The following is a 17766-nucleotide window of genomic DNA, read 5'->3' on the forward strand; positions in this document are numbered from 1 at the left end:
CGTCACGTCAGCGCGGCGGCGATCCTGGACAGGATCTCCTCCAGGATCGCCTCCGATGTCGCGAAGTTGAGGCGGGCGAAGGTGTCGCCGCCTCCGTAGTTCGGGCCCGGGTTGAGTTTGACCCGGGCCTCCCGCTCCAGGAAACGCGCCGCGTCGGGCACGCCGAAGTCGAGCCATGCGAGATAGGTGGCCTCGGGCATGCGGTAGCCGACCGACGGGAGCCGCTCGGCGATGCGCCTGCGGTTGCGGTCCAGGATCGCCAGCACCTCCTCCAGCCACGCGTCGCCGTGCCGCCACGCGGCCACCGTGGCCTCAACGCCGAGGACACTGGGCGCCCCGTAGATGTGGGCGGGCTGGCGGCCGAGCGCGTCCCTGACGTCCTTCGCACCGATGTGGGCCACCGAGCAGTGCAGGCCGCCCATGTTGAAGGCCTTGCTGGCGGAGGTCAGCGTGACCGTGCGCTCGGGGAGGACCGTGGCGAACGGGATGTGGCGGGCCGGGGCGTACGTCAGGTCGGCGTGGATCTCGTCGGCGATCACGAGCGTGCCGTGCCGGTCGGCGTACGCGGCGACCGCCTCGAGCTCCTCACGGGTGAACGAGCGGCCCGACGGGTTCTGCGGGTTGACCAGCAGGAGCACCCGGACGGGCTCGCCCGGGACCTCGAACCTGCCGTCGGCCGTCAGCGGCATGGGCACCAGGCGGCGGTTCATCCCGGTGATGGTGGCGAGGAAGGGGTCGTAGGCCGGAACGTGCAGCGCCACGGCGTCGCCGGGGTCGGTCATGACGTGCAGCAGCACCTGGAGGGCCTGGTTGAGGTCGGTGTAGGACCGCACGCGGGCCGGATCGGCTCGCCAGCCGTACCGCGCTTCCATGCGCTCGGCGAACGCCTCCGCCAGGGGCCCGGCGGTCGGCTCGTCCAGCCAGGCGGGATAGCCGAGATCTGTCGCGGCGCGTCTCGCGATGGCCTCCGTGACCGCCTCGGGCACGGGGAAGTCCATGTCGGCGACCCAGGCGGGGATGACGCCGGACGCGGCGTGGGCCCATTTGATTCCGTCACGGCGGCGGGCCGCATCCAGGGACAGCGAGTCGAGTTTCATCCGACTCACCCTAATTGCCGATTAGCGACTACCGGAAAGGCGGTCGTCGCGCCCCGCGGTGCTGGGGTGCCGCGGGGCGCGACGCGGCTACAGCTTGCGCAGGACGGCCGTGACCTTGCCGAGCACGGTCGCCTCGTCACCGGGGATCGGCTCGTAGTTCGGGTTGTGGGGCACCAGCCACACGTGCCCGTCCTTGCGCTTGAACGTCTTCACGGTGGCCTCGCCGTCGATCATGGCGGCCACGATGTCGCCGTTGTCGGCGACCGGCTGCTGCCGCACCACGACCCAGTCGCCGTCGGCGATGGCGGCCTCGATCATCGAGTCGCCGGAGACCTGGAGCAGGAACAGCGTGCCCTCGCCCACGAGCTGCTTGGGCAGCGCGAACACGTCCTCGATGCTCTGCTCGGCGAGGATGGGACCGCCGGCGGCGATGCGGCCGACCAGCGGCACGTACGCGGCCGTCGGCCGGTTGAACCCGGCCTCCTCCTCGGTGGTGGCGTCCGGATCCACCCACAGCACCGGTTCTCCGGGCAGCCGGACCTCCAGGGCACGGGGGCGGTGCGGGTCACGCCGGAGGTAGCCCTTACGCTGGAGCGCCGTGAGCTGGTGCGACACGCTGGAGGTGCTCGTCAGCTGTACTGCCTCCCCGATCTCCCGCATGGACGGCGGATAGCCGCGCTGCTGGACCGAGTCGCGGATCACCTCGAGGATCTTCCGCTGCCTGGGGGTGAGGCCAAGCGAGTCGCGCCTGCGAACCGCGAGGTCGCTGACGCCATCCGCTTGCTCACTACGGTCACCCACGATGCCACCTCTCAATCCGTGTTCCTCATGTCGCACAGAGCGACCGTACCGCGATTCAAGATCACCGTCAAACAATTGTTCGATATCCAGCGAAATCGCCGATCTCGCCGTCCACATCATCGTACGGGAGTTCGATCGATCCCGTGTTCGATTTACCCGATCTTCCAGGGTCGATGTACGTCCAGGTCAGAGCCCCGCGGAAATCGCGGAGGAAAAGCGCCGTAAAGGGTCTGTTCCGCGGCCGGCGGGGCAGGTGATGCGGCCGTGACCGGAGGTGCGACACGCGCGCCGAACAGGCACTTCCCCTCCCTGGGCCGCTTCGACTTGCGTTCAAGGTCGGGCACTTCTACGGTTGGACCACAATATCTAGTAGTCACATCGGTGTAAGTTCACCACACCTTGTGTTCGGGATGGGCGTTCAGGGAGGCGATGGAGTGCACTGTCCGTTCTGTCGCAACCCGGACACGCGGGTCGTGGACAGCCGCGCCGCCGAGGACGGGGCGGCGATCCGTCGCCGGCGCACCTGTCCCGAATGCGGGCGCAGGTTCACCACCCAGGAGACGGTGCTGCTGATGGTGAGCAAGCGCAGCGGGGTCACCGAGCCGTTCTCCCGGGAGAAGGTCGTCGCCGGCGTGCGGCGGGCCTGCCAGGGACGCCCGGTCAGCGAGGACTCCCTCGCCCAGCTCGGGCAGCGGGTCGAGGAGAGCATCCGGGGCACCGGCGCGGCCGAGATCGCCTCCCACGAGGTGGGCCTGGCCATCCTCGGTCCGCTCCGCGACCTCGACGAGGTGGCGTACCTGCGCTTCGCGTCGGTCTACCGCAGCTTCGAGACGCTGGCGGACTTCGAGGCGGAGATCGAGCGGCTCCGCGCGGCCCACGGCCCGGGGGGCGAGGAGTAGGCGCCTTCCGGGGGACCGGGACGAGGCGGGCGGCGGCGCGCGACGGCGCGGCGCGACGATGTGGTTGTAACGAGCGTGGTCCGGAGAAGGGGCTCCATCGGGCCCTGGGAGGGGGAAGTCATGACGGAGACCGTGAGCGGCACCGTATCGGGTACGGGGGGCCGGGGGGGCAAGCGCCCGCGCAAGGGCCTGAAGATGAAGCGCGTCTTCACCACCCCGGGCGTCCACCCGTACGACGAGGTCCGCTGGGAGCGGCGCGACGTCGTGATGACGAACTGGCGGGACGGCTCGGTCAACTTCGAGCAGCACGGCGTTGAGTTCCCCGACTTCTGGTCGGTCAACGCGGCCAACATCGTCACCACCAAGTACTTCCGCGGGGCGGTGGGCACCCCGCAGCGCGAGTCGAGTCTCAAGCAGCTCGTCGACCGGGTGGTGGGCGTCTACACCAGGACCGGTGTCGAGCACGGCTACTTCGCCTCCGAGGAGGACGCCGAGATCTTCGACCACGAGCTCAAGCACGCGCTGATCCACCAGATCTTCAGCTTCAACTCGCCGGTGTGGTTCAACGTCGGCACCCGCTCGCCCCAGCAGGTGAGCGCGTGCTTCATCCTCGCCGTGGACGACACGATGGAGTCGATCCTCGACTGGTACAAGGAAGAAGGCGTCATCTTCAAGGGCGGCTCGGGCTCCGGGGTCAACCTCTCCCGCATCCGCTCGTCCAAGGAACTGCTGTCCAGCGGTGGCACGGCCAGCGGCCCGGTCTCCTTCATGCGCGGCGCCGACGCGTCCGCCGGCACCATCAAGTCGGGCGGCGCCACCCGCAGGGCGGCCAAGATGGTCGTCCTCGACGTGGACCACCCCGATATCGAGGAGTTCATCGAGACCAAGGCGCGCGAGGAGGACAAGGTCCGCGCGCTGCGCGACGCCGGGTTCGACATGGACCTCGGCGGCAAGGACATCGTGTCCGTCCAGTACCAGAACGCCAACAACTCGGTGCGGGTCTCCGACGAGTTCATGCGGTCCGTCGAGGCCGGCGGGCAGTTCGGCCTGCGGGCCCGGCTGACCGGCGAGGTCATCGAGGAGGTCGAGGCCCGCTCGCTGTTCCGCAAGATGGCCCAGGCCGCCTGGGAGTGCGCCGACCCCGGCGTGCAGTACGACGACACGATCAACGACTGGCACACCTGCCCCGAGACCGGGCGCATCACGGCCAGCAACCCCTGCTCTGAGTACGTCCACCTGGACAACTCCTCGTGCAACCTCGCGTCGATCAACCTGCTGAAGTTCCTGCGCGACGACGACAGCTTCGACGTCGCGAACTTCGTCAAGGTCACCGAGCTGATCATCACCGCGATGGACATCTCGATCACCTTCGCCGACTTCCCGACGCAGAAGATCGCCGAGACCACCCGGGCGTACCGCCAGCTCGGCATCGGCTACGCCAACCTGGGCGCGCTGCTGATGGCGACCGGCCACGCGTACGACTCCGACGGCGGCCGGGCCGTCGCGGCCGGGATCACCTCGCTGATGACCGCCGTGTCCTACCGCCGATCGGCCGAGATGGCCGGGATCGTCGGGCCGTACGACGGCTACCAGCGCAACGCCGAGCCGCACAAGCGGGTCATGCGCAAGCACGCCGCGGCCAACGACGACCTGCGCACGCTCGAGGACATGGACAAGGCCCTGCACGCCGAGGCCACCCGGCAGTGGCAGGAGTGCCTGCGGCTCGGCGAGAAGAACGGCTACCGCAACGCCCAGGCGTCGCTGCTCGCCCCGACCGGCACCATCGGCCTGATGATGGACTGCGACACCACCGGCATCGAGCCCGACCTGGCGCTGGTCAAGTTCAAGAAGCTCGTCGGCGGCGGCTCGATGCAGATCGTCAACCAGACGATCCCGCGGGCGCTGCGCCGGCTCGGCTACCTCGAGGAGCAGGTCGAGGCCATCGTCGAGTACATCGCCGAGCACGGCCACGTCGTGGACGCCCCCGGCCTGCGGCCCGAGCACTACGAGGTGTTCGACTGCGCGATGGGTGAGCGGGCCATCGCCCCGATGGGCCACGTCCGGATGATGGCGGCCGTCCAGCCGTTCCTGTCCGGTGCGATCTCCAAGACCGTGAACCTGCCCGAGTCCGCCACCGTGGACGACATCGAGCAGGTCTACCTGCAGGGCTGGAAGCTCGGTCTCAAGGCCCTGGCTGTCTACCGCGACAACTGCAAGGTCGGGCAGCCGCTGTCGATCGCCAAGAAGACCCCGGAGGAGGCCTCCCCGGAGACCGCGGAGAAGGAGCCGGTCGTCCAGGTCGTCGAGGTCGCGAGGCCGACCCGGCGGCGGATGCCGAACCAGCGGCCCAGCACCACCACCCGCTTCACGGTCGGCGGCGCCAAGGGCTACATGACCGCCTCGTCCTACCCCGACGACGGCCTGGGCGAGGTCTTCCTCAAGATGTCCAAGCAGGGCTCCACCCTCGCGGGTGTGATGGACGCATTCTCCGTGGCGATCTCGATCGGCCTCCAGTACGGCGTGCCGCTGGACACGTACGTGCAGAAGTTCGTCAACATGCGGTTCGAGCCGGCCGGGATGACCGACGACCCCGACGTCCGGATGGCGCAGTCCGTGATGGACTACATCTTCCGGCGGCTCGCGCTCGACTACCTGCCGTACGAGGACCGGGCGGCCCTGGGCATCTTCTCCGCCTCCGAGCGGGCCGCGCAGCAGCGCGGGGAGGACCCGGCCGCGCTGCAGGACGTCGACACCGCAGCCCTGGCGCAGTCTGCGCCCATCGAGAACGGCCAGTCGGCGCCGATCGAGAGCGGGCAGTCTGCGCCGATCGAGGCCAAGCCCGTCGAGGGGCCGTCCGCCGGGCAGCCCGCGCCGGTGGCCGTGCCCGAGCCGCGCCGGGCCGGCGCCTCGCTGGAGAGCCACCAGGGCCGTACGGCCGACGCGCCGCTGTGCATGACCTGCGGCACCAAGATGCGGCCCGCGGGCAGCTGCTACGTCTGCGAGGGCTGCGGCAGCACCAGCGGCTGCAGCTGAACCGCTGTCTGAACGCCCCGTGAGCGAAGGGGGCCGGCGAGTGTGCCGGCCCCCTTCGTATTCCTCCGTATTCCTCAGACCGTCGTGGCCGCGTGGTCCAGACGATCGGTGCTGCTCAAGAGTTCGCAGGCGGGAATGAGGACCGGGGGCGGGCGTGTTGCCGCAGCCATGGTCATCGGATTCATCGGCAGCGGGAAGATCGGCGGCACCCTCGCGAAGCTGGCGGTCGACGCCGGGCACTCGGTGGTGCTGAGCAACTCCCGGGGGCCGCAGACGCTCTCCGAACTCGTCGCCCGGCTGGGCCCTGACGCACGCGCCGCCACCGCGGCCTCGGCCGCGGAGGCGGGCGACATCGTGGTCGTCACGATCCCCTTCGGGCGGTATCGCGAGGTGCCGGTCGAGCCGCTGGACGGCAAAGTCGTGATCGACACGAACAACTACTACTTCGAGCGGGACGGTCACTTCCCCGCGCTGGACGCGGGGGAGACCACCGACAGTGAGCTGCTCGCGGCGCACCTGCCGGGGTCGCGGGTCGTGAAGGCGTTCAACGCCATCAATTACGTCCATCTCGCCGAGCAGGGGCAGGCCGCCGGCACGGAGAACCGCCGGGCGCTGCCCATCGCGGGCGACGACGCCGAGGCCAAGAAGGCGGTCGCCGAGCTGATCGACTCCTTCGGCTTCGACGTGGTCGACGCCGGCCCGCTCGCGGAGGGGCGGCGGTTCCAGCGGGACAAGCCCGCCTACGGGCCGCGGCTCACCGCCGCCGAGCTGCGTGACGCCCTGAGCCGCGGCTGACTCCGGGCGGCGCGGCGGCCCGGCGTCCGGCCGGGCCGCGCGGCGGCCCGATCAGTCGGTCTCGATGGCGAGACGGTCGGTGAGCCGGCCCAGGTGGCCGGCTGGCTGCTCCGGGGAGATGAACGTGAGCGCCGCGACGGCCATCGCGGTGGCGTTGACCGTGGTGGGTGCTCCCACCGCCTCGCCCCGGAGCCGCTATTGGCGAGAGCGCCGATCCCTGATCTGCGGAGAACCGGAGTGCCAGACTACCGTGTGTGTTAATCTAACCTAGGTTAATCTGGACGTGTGTACTCGGACATAGTGATCCTCCGTGGACTGCTCCAGGGGCCCAAACACGGCTACGAGATCAAGAAGTACGTCGCGCGCGTCGACGGCGGCCTGATCAACAACAACACCCTCTACCCCGCCCTGCGCAGGTTCGAGCAGCGGGGCGAGGTCGAGAAGATCATGGAGGAGGTGTCGGCCGGGCGACCCACGCGGAACGTCTACCGGCTGACGGAGAAGGGCCGGGCTCGGCTGATCTCGCTCCTGCACAACACCGACCCGGCGGTCCTGATGAAGGAAGAGGAGTTCCAGGTCAGGGTCGGCCTCTTCGATCTGGTCGAGGACCACGTCAAGTGCCGCATCCTGGAGGTCCGCAGGGAGTGCGTGGAGCACGCCCTCGCGATCCAGGAAGAGCTGGCGCCGGCCGCGGGCAAGCACCCCTGGGGCCTGCGCATCGTGCTTTTCAACATCGAACGGCACCGCCTCGAACTGACCTGGCTGAACGAACTCGAGGCGGCACTCGAGGAGACCCCCCATGACACGCCCGGAACGACCGTCCCCTAAGCCCACGGTGCTGATGTCGGCCGGGTTGATCGCCGGACCGATCCTGTCCATGGTCGACTCGTCGGTCGTCAACGTGGCCGTCCCGGACCTGGTGCGGGAGCTGGGCAGGCCGCTCGGCACCGTTCAGTGGGCGGTGAGCGGCTACCTCCTCGCTCTGGCGGTGGGCCTGGCTCTCACGTCGTACACCGCCCGCCGACTGGGGCTGCTGCCGGCGTACATCGGCAGTCTGGCCGGGTTCACCCTCGCCTCGGTCGCCTGCGCCCTGGCCCCGAACGTGGGCGCCCTCATCGCCTTCAGAGTGGTCCAGGGGCTGTGCGGGGCGCCGATGGTGCCCCTTGCGATCGGGCTCCTCATCGGCCAGGGCGGAGCGGTGGAGGAGCGGCGCTCGAAGATGCCGCTGAGCGCGGCGCTGGCGTTCTTCGCCGCGCCCGCCCTCGGCGTCTCCGTGGGCGGCCTCCTCATCAGTGTCTACGGCTGGCGCTCGATGTTCCTGGTCAACCTCCCCATCGGACTGTTCGCCCTGCCGGGTGCCGTCGCCGCCCAGCGGGCTGGCATGGGCACGCCCGCCGACCGCAACGCCCGCCTGGACCTGCCCGGCCTGGCGCTCCTCGCCTGCGGTCTGGGCCTGGCCACCTACGGGGTCGAGCAGGCGACCGCCCATGGATGGTCGAACCCCTGGTGGCCTGCGGGCCTTGTCCTGCTCGCGGGGTACGCGCTGTGGGCACGCAACCGGCCGCAGGCGGCCCTTGCCCTGGACCTCGTGAAAGATTCCGGCCGCGCACTCATCCTGGTCCTGTGCGCGGTGGCCGGCGTGGTGCTCTTCGCCGTGTTGTTCCTCGCGCCTCTCTACCTGCAGAACCTGCAGGGACATTCGACGACCGTCACCGGCCTGGCGCTGCTTCCACAGGGTTTCGCGATGGGGCTGTCCGCGCCGCTCGCGATGAAAGTCGTGGAGCGCTTCTCGGTGCGGGTCGCAGTGATCGCCGGAATGGTGTTCCTCGCGGCGATGACCGGATTGATGGCACTGTTCGCGGCGGACACGCCCGTCTGGTTCACCATGCTGGTGCTCTGCGGGCGCGGTCTGGCGATCGGGTTCACCAGCCAGCCGCTCGTCCTGTCCCTGCTCGGGGGGCTGGCGCCCGAGCGCATTCCCGACGGCAACTCCCTGTTCAGCGTGGCGCAGCGGCTGGCCGGATCTTTCGGTATCGCCTTGTTGGCCACCTATTTCGCCGCGCGCAGCGAGGCGAGCGGTTCTCCGCTCACCGCGCTGCACGAGACGGTCGGGATCCTGGCCGCGGTGGCCCTGCTCGGGGCGATCGCCGCGTGCTGGTTGCGGAACGCGTCCGTCAGCACGATGTCACCCGCGGGGGCTCAGGACTCCGTGCCTCCGACGCAGGGGTGATCAGGCGCTTTTCTCCATTGGGGCTGTGCGCCGGAGCGCCCGGGGCCGGCGGTACGAGCCGGACGCGCGTGCGTGGCGCCGAACCTGCGCGCGGCCTCGCGGGCGCAGTCCTCCCCGGCTGGTGGGCGGCGAGGCAGGACGTGCCGTTCCTGCCGGCGAGCCGCGCCGCCGGTCAGGTCAGTCGGTCTCGAAGGCGAGGCGGTCGGTGAGCCAGCGGTAGAACTTGATCGAGAACCTGACCCAGTGGGCCACCATCGTGGTCAGGTGCTCCCTGGTCACACCGGCCCCGATGTAGACCTGCGAGTCGCCGACGAGGCGGATGTCGCCGTTGTCCTGGGTGAACGTGTACACCTTCGGCCACATCGTGTCGGCGTTCCACTCGTTGAGCGCCGTGAGCAGCATCGGTTTGTCGTCCACCGAGTGCGGCCTGTCGTAGAAGGTGCGTACGGTGAAGAGATCTCCTTCCTTGCCGAACAGGAAGAAGATCGTGAGGTGGGCGGTGGAGATCGCCAGATCGCCCTCGGCGTCTATGGTGTGCTCGATGTCCAGCTCGTCGAGGATCTCCTGGAGGAGATCCCGGTCGGGCTGCACGACCGCTGGGGAAGGCGTCACCGTCCCATCCTGCCGCATGGGCTCGGTTCTACAGTGGCGGATGTGACAAGGGAGCTCGCCGAGGAGTTCGTCGAGTACAGAGCACGGCTGTTCGGGCTCGCCTACCGGCTGCTCGGCTCCGCGGCCGAGGCCGAGGACGCCGTCCAGGACGCCTACCTGCGGTGGAACGCCGCCGACCGGGCCGCGATCGCCGCACCCGGCGCCTGGCTGGCCAAGGTGCTCACCAACATCTGCCTCAACCGGCTGACCTCCGCGCGAGCGCGGCGGGAGGAGTACGCCGGCCCCTGGCTGCCCGAGCCGGTCCTGACCGACGAGCCGTCGGAGACGGCCGAGCAGCGCGACTCGATCTCGATGGCCTTCCTCGTCCTGCTCGAACGGCTCACCCCGGCCGAGCGCGCCGTGTTCGTCCTGCGCGAGGCCTTCTCGTACGGCTATCGCGAGATCGCCGAGGTGCTCGGCCTGTCGGAGGCGAACTGCCGGCAACTGCACCACCGCGCCCGGCAACGGGTGGGGGACCGGCGCCGGTTCGACGCCTCCGCCCCGGCCCGCCGCCGGGTGGTGGAGGGCTTCCTGCGGGCGGCCGAGAAGGGCGACCTCGCGGGCCTGGAGAGCGTGCTCGCCGCCGACGTCGTGGCGTGGGCCGACGGCGGCGGCAGGGCGAACGCCGCGTTGCGGCCGGTCGTGGGGGCGGCCAAGGTCGGGCGATACCTTGCGGGCCTGGCCGCGCGGGCCGCGGGGATGGGCGTCCGCCTCGGATTCGCCGAGGTGAACGGCGAGCCCGCCGTGCTGACCTTCCTCGACGGCGTGCTGCTCAGTGTGTTCGTCGTGCAGACCGATGGGGAACTGGTCCACGGCCTGCACGTCGTCGTCAATCCTGACAAACTCACCTACCTCGCCGCGCAGTTGTCACAACGGGAGGACGTCGCCGGTTCTTAGGGGCATGAGCGATTCCATCCTCGTCACCGGCGGCACCGGCACCCTCGGCCGCCACGTCGTCGGCAGGCTTGCCGAGGCCGGTGCCGGCGTACGCGTCCTGTCCCGCTCGCCCCGTCCCGGCACGGCGTACGCGTTCGTGCGGGGGGACCTGACAACCGGCGCCGGCCTGGAGGAGGCCGTGCGCGGCGTCTCCGCCGTCGTCCATCTCGCCAGCGACCCGCGCCGCCCCGCCACCGATGTCGAGGGCACCCGCCGTCTAGTTGAGGCCGCGCGCGCGGCGGGGACGGGGCATCTCGTCTACGTCTCCATCGTGGGTGTGGACCGGCACCCCTACGCGTACTACCGGCGAAAGTACGAGGCCGAGCGGGTCGTCGAGGTGTCCGGGCTGCCGTACACGATCCTGCGCACCACCCAGTTCCACGACTTCGTGCTCTTCCTGGCACAGTCGCTGGCCCGGCTGCCCGTCGTGCCCGTTCCCGCCGGGTGGCGCTTCCAGCCCGTGGACACGTCCGAGGTCGGCGAACGGCTGGCCGCCCTCGCGCTGGGCGCACCCGCCGGACGCGCGCCCGACATGGGCGGCCCGGAGATCCTGCCGGCACGTGACCTCGTGAGGGCCTACCTCACGGCCGCCGGACGCCGCCGGCCACTGGTGAGCGTTCCGGTGCCGGGGAAGACAGCGGCCGCCTTCCGGCAGGGCGTCCATCTCGCGCCCGGCCGGGCGACCGGCGTGCGCACGTTCGGGGAGTTCCTCGCCGGCCGGGTCGCCCCGGGGAGGCCGGCCGCCGGGTACGGCGCCGAATGAGCACGCCGTCCGCGTCTGGCGGCGGATCGGGCTCGGGTATCCCGCGATGACCGAGGTCGTCGTCGGCTCGACGCCGTCCTGCGGCGTACGGCCGCGGCCGGATACCTGCTCTACGCGCTTCCGCGTCTGGTATTTCACCTCGGCCATCTCCACGGTCTCACCACCGTGGACGTGATCGGGCAGGTCGTGACGCTGATCCTGCAGGTGGTGGTCGCTCTCGCGGTCGCGCTTGCGCGCGACGGAGCGTCATGAGGCCGGGGCTGAGCGCTTGTGGTAGCCGCGCTTACCAGTCTGTGATTGATGAGACACGTGGGGTAACCCTACGCTCACCGGCATGAGCATCCCCACCGAACCCATCGGCAGCCTCCCCCGTCCAGCGACGCTGCTGACCGCCCTGGCCGGCCACGCCGTGGGGCGGGTCGAGGACGACGAACTCGCCGCGCGACAGGAGGAGGCTGACGCGTGTGCCCATCGGCGAACGGGATGACCGCGCCGACCGCGTTCGCCAAGATCGCCGCGCGGCTGGAGGGCACCAGGCTCGCCGAACAGGCGCTCGGGCTGTAGGCGCTACCAGGAGGCGGTGGGGAACCACCCGTATCCGAACATCGCGGGCAGCCGTACGTCCCAGTAGAGGAACGTGAAGGCGCCGACGACGAGGAAGGTCACGGCGGTGATCGCCGCGATCCGCGTGGGCGACGCCGTGAGCCACTGCGTGAAACGGCCCCTGGTCGCGTAGAGGAGCACCACGAAGAGCAGGGCCATCAAGGTGATGTTGCCGAGGGACTGCAGGACGAAGACGGCGGCGCCGTAGAACGGGTTGCGCGTCGCCGCGGCGTACTCGAACAGCTTGTGGAACAACGGGAACGGACGGCCGACGAGGAACCCGCCGATCAGCGCGCCGACGACGACGATCCGGGCGTGCGGGAACCGGCCGGACAGGCGGGCGAACGGATCGGGCACGACGCGCAGGGCCGCCAGGCCGAGGTAGACGAAGGCCAGGCCGATCAGCCCGAAGACCACGGACGCCTGGATCAGCCGGGGCGGCAGGCCGGAGGCCGTCTGCACGGCGGACAACTGGGGAAGCCGGTCGCCGAGCAGCGCCCCGACCGCGCCGTACACCGCGGAGACGACGACCATGCCGAGCGCGAGCCTGCTGAGCGGGCGCAGCACGGCCCTGAACCTGCGGCTGCCCGCGGCCGGAGAGCCGGCCATCGGTGCGATCGCGCCGAACACGGCGATGTTGCACGCGGTGAACGTCCCGGCCAGGCCCGAGACGAACGCGAAGACGGTGCCCGCGGCGAGACCGCCGATCGCCGTCTGCTTGGCGTCGTAGCCGAGCAGGGTGTTGGCGACGTTGTCGCCGATCACGCTGTCCACGAACCGGAACGACCAGAGAGCGGCGATGAGCGCGCCGGCCAGCACGCTGAGGACGACGATCAGGCCCCGGCGCCGGGGCACGCCGTCGGAGCGCGACAGGGACGGGGATGTGGGAAGCGGCAGGGTCCGAGCCATGAGACACCTTTCTCCGGACGAGGACGTGACGGGGGAGGTGCGATCGGGAGCTGCGGAAGGAGGGTCAGGACCGCCCGGCGGCGGCCTGCATCTCGGCGAAGAGCCCCAGGTAGCCGTTGGCGACGATCCGCTCGGCCCGCGCGGCGTACGACTCGGGGTCGTCGGGCGCGATCGTGGCCAGGCCGTCGACGTACCGGTTGAACATGCAGAAGGCGGCGGCGATGAGCACGGTGTCGTGGATTTCCAGGTCGGTCGCGTCCTCGGCGCGCGCCGCGGCGATCTGCTCCTCGCTCACTTCTCTGCCGCCGCGCTGCACGGAGGCCGCGATGCGCAGCAGGGCCCTCATCTTGGGCGTGACCGGTGCGGAGTCGAGGTCGGTGCGCACCTGCTCGACCAGCGTCATCCCCTCGGGCAACTGGGCGGCGGCGTAGGCGGCGTGCGAGGAGAAGCAGTAACGGCACGCGTTGAGCGACGACACGTACGCCGCGATCAACTCGCGCTCGCCCCGGGAAAGAGTGCTGTCGCCGCGCAGCAGCACCTCGGCGAGCGCGTTCAGCGGCTGGGCGGTCTCGGGGCGGAAGGCGAACAGGCCGCGGATCCCCGGCGCGTCGGATCCGAGGGCGATGTGGGGCATGGACTCTCCCTTGCTGACGGGGGAAGGGGGAAGGGCATCTCCCCAAGCAGCGTCGGCGAGAAAGATCGTCCGGTCAACCTCTGTCTTGCTCACCCTGTCGACGAGCGCCGTGATGTCCCCGCCACGCCGGCGTCGGGCTTCAGGCCGTGATCACGAATTCGGCGCCGGCGGCCAGCGCCACCTCGGGGCCGAAGAGCCTGGCCGGGGTGAACGCGCCGGGGCGGCCCTCGCCCTTGGCCAGGCGCTGGGCCACCTCGGTGACGGCACCGGCTGTGAACGTCATGCCCTCGCCGGTGCGCAGCCAGCCCTCACGCACGCGACCGGACGGCCATTCGACTCGGGCACGGCCCCAGGACGATCGGCGCGGACGCTCCTTGGCCGTGGTCGTCGTGACGCGGGCGAGCCGCCGAGCGGCGAAGCCCGCCAGACCGGGCAGACGCAGCACGCCGACGATCGCCGGCAGGGCCGCTCGGACGGCAGGGTTGGCCGGGGCGAGAGCCGAGGCGCCGATCACGGAGGAGGCACCGCTGGCCCGCCAGGCCGCGAAGAGCTCGCCGCTGCCCAGGGCAGCGGTGGTGACCACGTCGCCGTCGGGGGTGGTCAATCGCTCCGCGGCACCCCCGGCCCGGGCGCGCACCATCCGGCCCTGCCGCACCTCGCGACCGCCCTCGAGCAACGCGTGCACGATGGTGGCGGCCAGGGCTTCGCCGAGGGCGCCGGGCTCGATCGCGACTGACGCGACGGCGTCGACGCGTACTCGCGAAGGCTTCTCCGCGGCCTCCAGCAGATGCAGCAGGATGCTCTCGGTCGCGAGCACGCCGAAGCCCGCGCCGGAGACCAGCGTGCGACCGGTCGCCGCCGCCTCCCGGTCCATGCCGTGGAGCAGCTCGAACGCGCTCAGCTCGTTGGAGACGTCGACGTAGTGGGTGCCCGGTGGGCAGGCCCGCGCGACCTGCGGCGCCGTGACCGCGAACGGCCCCACCGTGTTGATCACGACGGCCGGCGCCTCGGCGGCCAGCCGCGCGCAGACCTCGTCGAGCGAGCCGGTCACCGCCCGGGCGTCCGGACTCACCCGGGTCAGCCGCTCCCGATCGCGGCCGGCCACCACCACCTCGGCGCCCGCCTGCCGCAGACGCTCCACCGCCTCCCGGCCGACCCGTCCGGTCGCGCCGAGCACCCAGATCTCGCCCGTCATATTCGCCTCCATCAGCTATGACACGTCGTGTCATCACTATCGCATAGCATGACACGACGTGTCATCACTAGAATCGGCGACATGGGTCGATGGCAACCGGGTGCGCGAGAACGGCTCGAACAGGCCGCGCTCGATCTCTTCCTCGAGCAGGGGTTCACCGAGACCACCGTGCCGCAGATCACGGCGCGGGCCGGGCTCACGACCCGTACGTTCTTCCGGCACTTCGCCGACAAGCGTGAGGTGCTGTTCGCCGGCGAGGAGTCGGTGCCCGAGCGGGTGGCCCGCTTCATGGCCGAGGCCCCGCCGTCGCTCGGCCCGATGGAACTGATCAGCGAGAACCTGGCCCCCGCCGCGGCCGAGATCTTCGAGGGCCGCAGCCTCGACTACCTGCTACGCCGACGGGCCGCGATCGACGCCGAACCCGCCCTGCACGAGCGCGAGCTGCGCAAGTTCTCGCTGATGTCGCAGGCCCTGGAGCAGGGCTTCCGTGCCCGCGGCGTTGACGAGCTGACCGCCCAGCTGGCGGCGGAGGTCGCCGTGACCACGTTGCGGATAGCGGTGACCCGCTGGCTCAACCAGCACGGCGACCCCGGCCTGCCGGCCACCATCGACCAGACCCTGGCGGCGATGAGGCACCTGACGAACACGCCGTCGGCCTGAGGCCGCGGCCCGCCTGCGGACGCGGGCTCGGCGAACCCGGGAGCGCCGTCAGAGGCTCGTGCCGGTGCGGGCCAGGATGTGCGGCGGGACGGGGTGGGCGGCGGCCCGCGGGTCGGTCACGGGGGCCTGCCACGACGAGGTGAGCGGCAGGACGCCCGCCCACACGTCGTGCGGATCATCGGCGTCGTCCGGGTGGCCCTCGCGCACCTTGACCGACGCCTCGTCGAGCGGGACCGCGAGAATGGTCGTCGCGGCCAGTTCCCTGCGGTTCGGCTGCCGGGCGTGGTCCCACTGGCCCGGAGCGACGTGCTCGGTCAGGCACCGCAGGGCATCGAGCTTCTCGTCGTCCTCCAGCACGCGCGGCACGCCGTAGATCATCGCGCTGCGGTAGTTGACGCCGTGCTCGAAGACCGACCGGGCCAGCACGAGGCCGTCGACATGCGTGATCGTCACGCAGACCGTCGTGCGCCGGGTGAGGCTGCGGCTCGCCACCGAGCCGTGCACGTACAGATGGTCGTCGTCGAAGCCGTACACCGTGGGCACCACCATGGGGTCGCCGTCCACGACGACGCCGAGGTGGCAGACGAACCCGGCCCGGAGCACCTCGAACAGCGCCTCCCGGTCGGTGCGGCCCTGTTCCCGCAAGCGACGGTGCCGGGTCCGCTTCGTTGTGGACAGATCACTCATGAGGCGACATCTAAGCAGAAAGCCGACCCGCCCGGCGGGGATGCCGGGCGGGTCGTGGGATCGCTGCGGACGGACCGGATCAGGCGGCCGGCGTCGGTCCGGACGTCCTCGGGAACCGGATGACGTTCCCACCCGTGTAGGCCCGGAGGTCGACGATCTTCCTGTCCCCTCTGTCCCTCCTGGGCCTGCGGCGCAGCGCGGTCCTGATGTCCCTGACCTTGGCGAGCGACGGCACCACCGTGACCATGTTCATTACCCCCCGACCGTGATGGTTCCGTGACCTTGTCGGTATAGATACCGGAGACTCGGTAAAAGGGGCGTAAAGCCTCCCCTGTCGCGCCAGTCTCAGTAAGGGAGCAGCCGACCGGAGGGGGTGCGCAGGTCGAGATCGGCGGCGGGACGGCGGATGCGGAGCGGCTTGCGGATCCGGGTGCGTCTCATGGCCTCCTCCTTCCGTGATGGAGGAAGACTATTCGGCCCGCCTGCCATCGTCTTCCGGTTTTCGGGGACAGACCGGATCAGACCCCCGTGCCGGGGACCGTCCGGCTGACCACGGAGATCCGGTTCCAGGCGTTGATCTGCGCGATCGCCACCACCAGCGCGGCCAGCTGCTCCTCGGAGTAGTGCTTGGCCGCCTCCGCCCAGATTTCGTCCGGCACCGGGTCGGGCCGGTCGGCGAGCCGGGTCGCGGCCTCGGTCAGCGCGAGCGCGGCCCGCTCGGCGTCGGTGTAGTACGGCGCCTCCCGCCAGCCGGCCACCGACCACAGCCGCTCGTCGCTCTCCCCGGCCTTCTTGGCGTCCCGGCCGTGCATGTCGAGGCAGAAGGCGCAGCCGTTGATCTGACTGGCCCGGATCTTCATCAGCTCCAGGGTGGGGTGCGGCACCCCGCACTCCCGCAGAAAGCGCTCCACCCCGCTCATCGCCCGGTACGCGTCCGGGGCCAGGTCGCGCACACTGATCCTCGCGGTCATCTCTCGGCTCCTATCTCGCCGGCCCGCGTCACGCGGGCGAGCTTTCTCGGGTTGAGGACCATGTCGACGGCGGTGACCCGGCCCTGCGCGACGGTGATCCCGATCACCGCCACGAGCCGGCCGTCCCGGTAGCGCAGCAGCCCCGGCCGGCCGTTCACGGAGACCGGGACCAGTATGTGCTCGGACCGGCGGATGCCGAACAGCAGCCTGGCCACCTTGGCGGCGCCGAGGACCGGGCGGCGCGCCGCGGTCACGAGGCCGCCGCCGTCGCTGCGCAGCACGACGTCCGGGTCGAGCAGCGCGAGCAGCGCGTCCATGTCGCCGCCGAGGCAGGCCCGGGCGAAGGCGTCCACCACCCGCCGATGCTCCGCGGGATCCACGTCGAACCGGGGCGCACGGGACCGGACGTGCGCCCGTGCCCGCGCGGCGAGCTGCCGGCAGGCCGCCGGGCTGCGCCCGACCGCCGCGCCCACCTCGGCGAACGTCAGGCCGAACACGTCGTGCAGCACGAAGGCGGTCCGCTCGGCCGGGCTGAGCGACTCCAGCACGACGAGCATGGCCATGCTCATCGACTCGTCCAGGGTCACCCGCTCGGCGGGGTCGGGCCCCATCAGAACGGGCTCGGGCAGCCACGGCCCCACGTACTCCTCCCTGCGACGCCGCGCCGAGCGCAGCACGTCGAGGGCGAGCCGGGAGACCGTGACCACCAGCCAGCCGGTCGCGTCCCTGATCTCGTCGCCGTCCGCGGCCTTGGCGGCGCGCAGCCGCAGCCAGGCGTCCTGCACCACGTCCTCGGCCTCGTCCAGGCTGCCGAGCAGGCCGTACGCGACGCCGAGCAGCCGGGGCCGCAGCGCCTGGAACTCGGCGTCCAGGGCGGTCACCGCGCTTTCATGGTCGTTCAC

At 70.9% G+C, this 17766-nt stretch carries 19 protein-coding genes; 8 read left to right on the forward strand and 11 right to left on the reverse strand.

The window, feature by feature from the left end; all coding sequences use genetic code 11:
* Nucleotides 1-2 precede the first annotated feature (2 nt).
* Nucleotides 3-1097, reverse strand: coding sequence for a MalY/PatB family protein (locus HHX41_RS24765; protein ID WP_169984669.1), 1095 nt, complete (start codon nt 1095-1097; stop codon nt 3-5).
* Nucleotides 1098-1184: 87 nt separating this feature from the next.
* On the reverse strand, nt 1185-1901 hold the full coding sequence (lexA, locus tag HHX41_RS24770) for a transcriptional repressor LexA (protein ID WP_169950829.1): 717 nt from the start codon (nt 1899-1901) through the stop codon (nt 1185-1187).
* Nucleotides 1902-2332: 431 nt separating this feature from the next.
* On the opposite strand from lexA, the gene nrdR reads away from it, so the two are divergent.
* From nrdR to HHX41_RS24785, 3 genes are all read left to right on the forward strand, one after another.
* Entirely contained in the window at nt 2333-2797 is a 465-nt protein-coding gene (gene nrdR, locus HHX41_RS24775) for a transcriptional regulator NrdR (protein WP_182907905.1), read from the forward strand.
* Between the two features lie 120 nt (nt 2798-2917).
* A complete protein-coding gene (locus tag HHX41_RS24780) occupies nt 2918-5830 on the forward strand; it encodes a vitamin B12-dependent ribonucleotide reductase (protein WP_182907906.1) in 2913 nt (970 codons plus the stop codon).
* A 168-nt stretch (nt 5831-5998) separates the two neighbouring features.
* The gene (locus tag HHX41_RS24785; protein WP_220504392.1) at nt 5999-6625 is read left to right on the forward strand and encodes an NADPH-dependent F420 reductase; all 627 of its coding nucleotides are present in this window, start codon (nt 5999-6001) and stop codon (nt 6623-6625) included.
* Nucleotides 6626-6676: 51 nt separating this feature from the next.
* Here the strand turns inward: HHX41_RS24785 and HHX41_RS40895 are convergent, their stop codons facing one another.
* A complete protein-coding gene (locus tag HHX41_RS40895) occupies nt 6677-6802 on the reverse strand; it encodes a hypothetical protein (protein WP_259401270.1) in 126 nt (41 codons plus the stop codon).
* Between the two features lie 108 nt (nt 6803-6910).
* Between HHX41_RS40895 and HHX41_RS24790 the strand changes: the two genes are divergently transcribed.
* Both HHX41_RS24790 and HHX41_RS24795 read left to right on the forward strand, forming a co-directional pair.
* Nucleotides 6911-7453, forward strand: a complete 543-nt coding sequence (locus tag HHX41_RS24790; RefSeq protein ID WP_182907908.1) for a PadR family transcriptional regulator — start codon at nt 6911-6913, stop codon at nt 7451-7453.
* Entirely contained in the window at nt 7425-8855 is a 1431-nt protein-coding gene (locus HHX41_RS24795; protein ID WP_182907909.1) for a DHA2 family efflux MFS transporter permease subunit, read from the forward strand. The genes HHX41_RS24790 and HHX41_RS24795 overlap by 29 nt, the downstream gene beginning before the upstream one ends.
* A gap of 177 nt (nt 8856-9032) precedes the next feature.
* Here the strand turns inward: HHX41_RS24795 and HHX41_RS24800 are convergent, their stop codons facing one another.
* Complete coding sequence (locus HHX41_RS24800; protein WP_169984664.1) at nt 9033-9467, reverse strand: YbjN domain-containing protein; 435 nt, start codon at nt 9465-9467, stop codon at nt 9033-9035.
* A 42-nt stretch (nt 9468-9509) separates the two neighbouring features.
* Here HHX41_RS24800 and HHX41_RS24805 point away from each other — a divergent pair, with 42 nt between their 5' ends.
* Nucleotides 9510-10403 carry an RNA polymerase sigma-70 factor gene (locus tag HHX41_RS24805; RefSeq protein ID WP_182907910.1) on the forward strand — a complete coding sequence of 298 codons (894 nt, stop codon included), beginning with the start codon at nt 9510-9512 and terminating at the stop codon, nt 10401-10403.
* Nucleotides 10404-10407: 4 nt separating this feature from the next.
* Nucleotides 10408-11205, forward strand: coding sequence for an SDR family oxidoreductase (locus HHX41_RS24810; protein ID WP_182907911.1), 798 nt, complete (start codon nt 10408-10410; stop codon nt 11203-11205).
* A 567-nt stretch (nt 11206-11772) separates the two neighbouring features.
* Here the strand turns inward: HHX41_RS24810 and HHX41_RS24815 are convergent.
* The 3 genes from HHX41_RS24815 to HHX41_RS24825 form a co-directional block, all read right to left on the reverse strand.
* The gene (locus HHX41_RS24815; RefSeq protein WP_182907912.1) at nt 11773-12717 is read right to left on the reverse strand and encodes a hypothetical protein; all 945 of its coding nucleotides are present in this window, start codon (nt 12715-12717) and stop codon (nt 11773-11775) included.
* Nucleotides 12718-12781: 64 nt separating this feature from the next.
* Nucleotides 12782-13351: a carboxymuconolactone decarboxylase family protein gene (locus HHX41_RS24820; protein ID WP_169984658.1), complete on the reverse strand. Its 570-nt coding sequence runs from the start codon at nt 13349-13351 to the stop codon at nt 12782-12784.
* Nucleotides 13352-13490: 139 nt separating this feature from the next.
* Entirely contained in the window at nt 13491-14546 is a 1056-nt protein-coding gene (locus HHX41_RS24825) for a saccharopine dehydrogenase NADP-binding domain-containing protein (protein ID WP_182907913.1), read from the reverse strand.
* Between the two features lie 81 nt (nt 14547-14627).
* Here HHX41_RS24825 and HHX41_RS24830 point away from each other — a divergent pair, with 81 nt between their 5' ends.
* Nucleotides 14628-15206 (forward strand): TetR/AcrR family transcriptional regulator, encoded by a 579-nt coding sequence (locus tag HHX41_RS24830; protein WP_169984656.1) that lies wholly within the window; start codon nt 14628-14630, stop codon nt 15204-15206.
* Nucleotides 15207-15254: 48 nt separating this feature from the next.
* Here HHX41_RS24830 and HHX41_RS24835 read toward each other — a convergent pair whose 3' ends face one another.
* The 4 genes from HHX41_RS24835 to sigJ all read right to left on the reverse strand — a co-directional run bounded on the left by HHX41_RS24835 (nt 15255) and on the right by sigJ (nt 17766).
* Nucleotides 15255-15893: a pyridoxamine 5'-phosphate oxidase family protein gene (locus tag HHX41_RS24835; protein WP_182907914.1), complete on the reverse strand. Its 639-nt coding sequence runs from the start codon at nt 15891-15893 to the stop codon at nt 15255-15257.
* 79 nt (nt 15894-15972) lie between these two features.
* Nucleotides 15973-16146, reverse strand: a complete 174-nt coding sequence (locus tag HHX41_RS24840; RefSeq protein WP_220504393.1) for a hypothetical protein — start codon at nt 16144-16146, stop codon at nt 15973-15975.
* A gap of 265 nt (nt 16147-16411) precedes the next feature.
* Nucleotides 16412-16864 (reverse strand): carboxymuconolactone decarboxylase family protein, encoded by a 453-nt coding sequence (locus HHX41_RS24845; RefSeq protein ID WP_182907915.1) that lies wholly within the window; start codon nt 16862-16864, stop codon nt 16412-16414.
* Nucleotides 16861-17766 carry an RNA polymerase sigma factor SigJ gene (sigJ, locus tag HHX41_RS24850; RefSeq protein ID WP_310742160.1) on the reverse strand — a complete coding sequence of 302 codons (906 nt, stop codon included), beginning with the start codon at nt 17764-17766 and terminating at the stop codon, nt 16861-16863. Before sigJ ends, HHX41_RS24845 begins: the two co-directional genes overlap by 4 nt.

This window comes from Microbispora sp. H13382 (assembly GCF_014161445.1).
Taxonomy (GTDB): Bacteria; Actinomycetota; Actinomycetes; order Streptosporangiales; family Streptosporangiaceae; genus Microbispora.

Coding starts and splice junctions, on each gene's coding strand:
- HHX41_RS24765 (WP_169984669.1), bottom strand. CDS start 1,097: ATGAAACTCGACTCGCTGTCCCTGGATGCGGCCCGCCGCCGTGACGGA.
- HHX41_RS24780 (WP_182907906.1), top strand. CDS start 2,918: ATGACGGAGACCGTGAGCGGCACCGTATCGGGTACGGGGGGCCGGGGG.
- HHX41_RS24785 (WP_220504392.1), top strand. CDS start 5,999: ATGGTCATCGGATTCATCGGCAGCGGGAAGATCGGCGGCACCCTCGCG.
- HHX41_RS24795 (WP_182907909.1), top strand. CDS start 7,425: ATGACACGCCCGGAACGACCGTCCCCTAAGCCCACGGTGCTGATGTCG.
- HHX41_RS24810 (WP_182907911.1), top strand. CDS start 10,408: ATGAGCGATTCCATCCTCGTCACCGGCGGCACCGGCACCCTCGGCCGC.
- HHX41_RS24815 (WP_182907912.1), bottom strand. CDS start 12,717: ATGGCTCGGACCCTGCCGCTTCCCACATCCCCGTCCCTGTCGCGCTCC.
- HHX41_RS24820 (WP_169984658.1), bottom strand. CDS start 13,351: ATGCCCCACATCGCCCTCGGATCCGACGCGCCGGGGATCCGCGGCCTG.
- HHX41_RS24825 (WP_182907913.1), bottom strand. CDS start 14,546: ATGACGGGCGAGATCTGGGTGCTCGGCGCGACCGGACGGGTCGGCCGG.
- HHX41_RS24830 (WP_169984656.1), top strand. CDS start 14,628: ATGGGTCGATGGCAACCGGGTGCGCGAGAACGGCTCGAACAGGCCGCG.
- HHX41_RS24835 (WP_182907914.1), bottom strand. CDS start 15,893: ATGAGTGATCTGTCCACAACGAAGCGGACCCGGCACCGTCGCTTGCGG.
- HHX41_RS24840 (WP_220504393.1), bottom strand. CDS start 16,146: ATGAACATGGTCACGGTGGTGCCGTCGCTCGCCAAGGTCAGGGACATC.
- HHX41_RS24845 (WP_182907915.1), bottom strand. CDS start 16,864: ATGACCGCGAGGATCAGTGTGCGCGACCTGGCCCCGGACGCGTACCGG.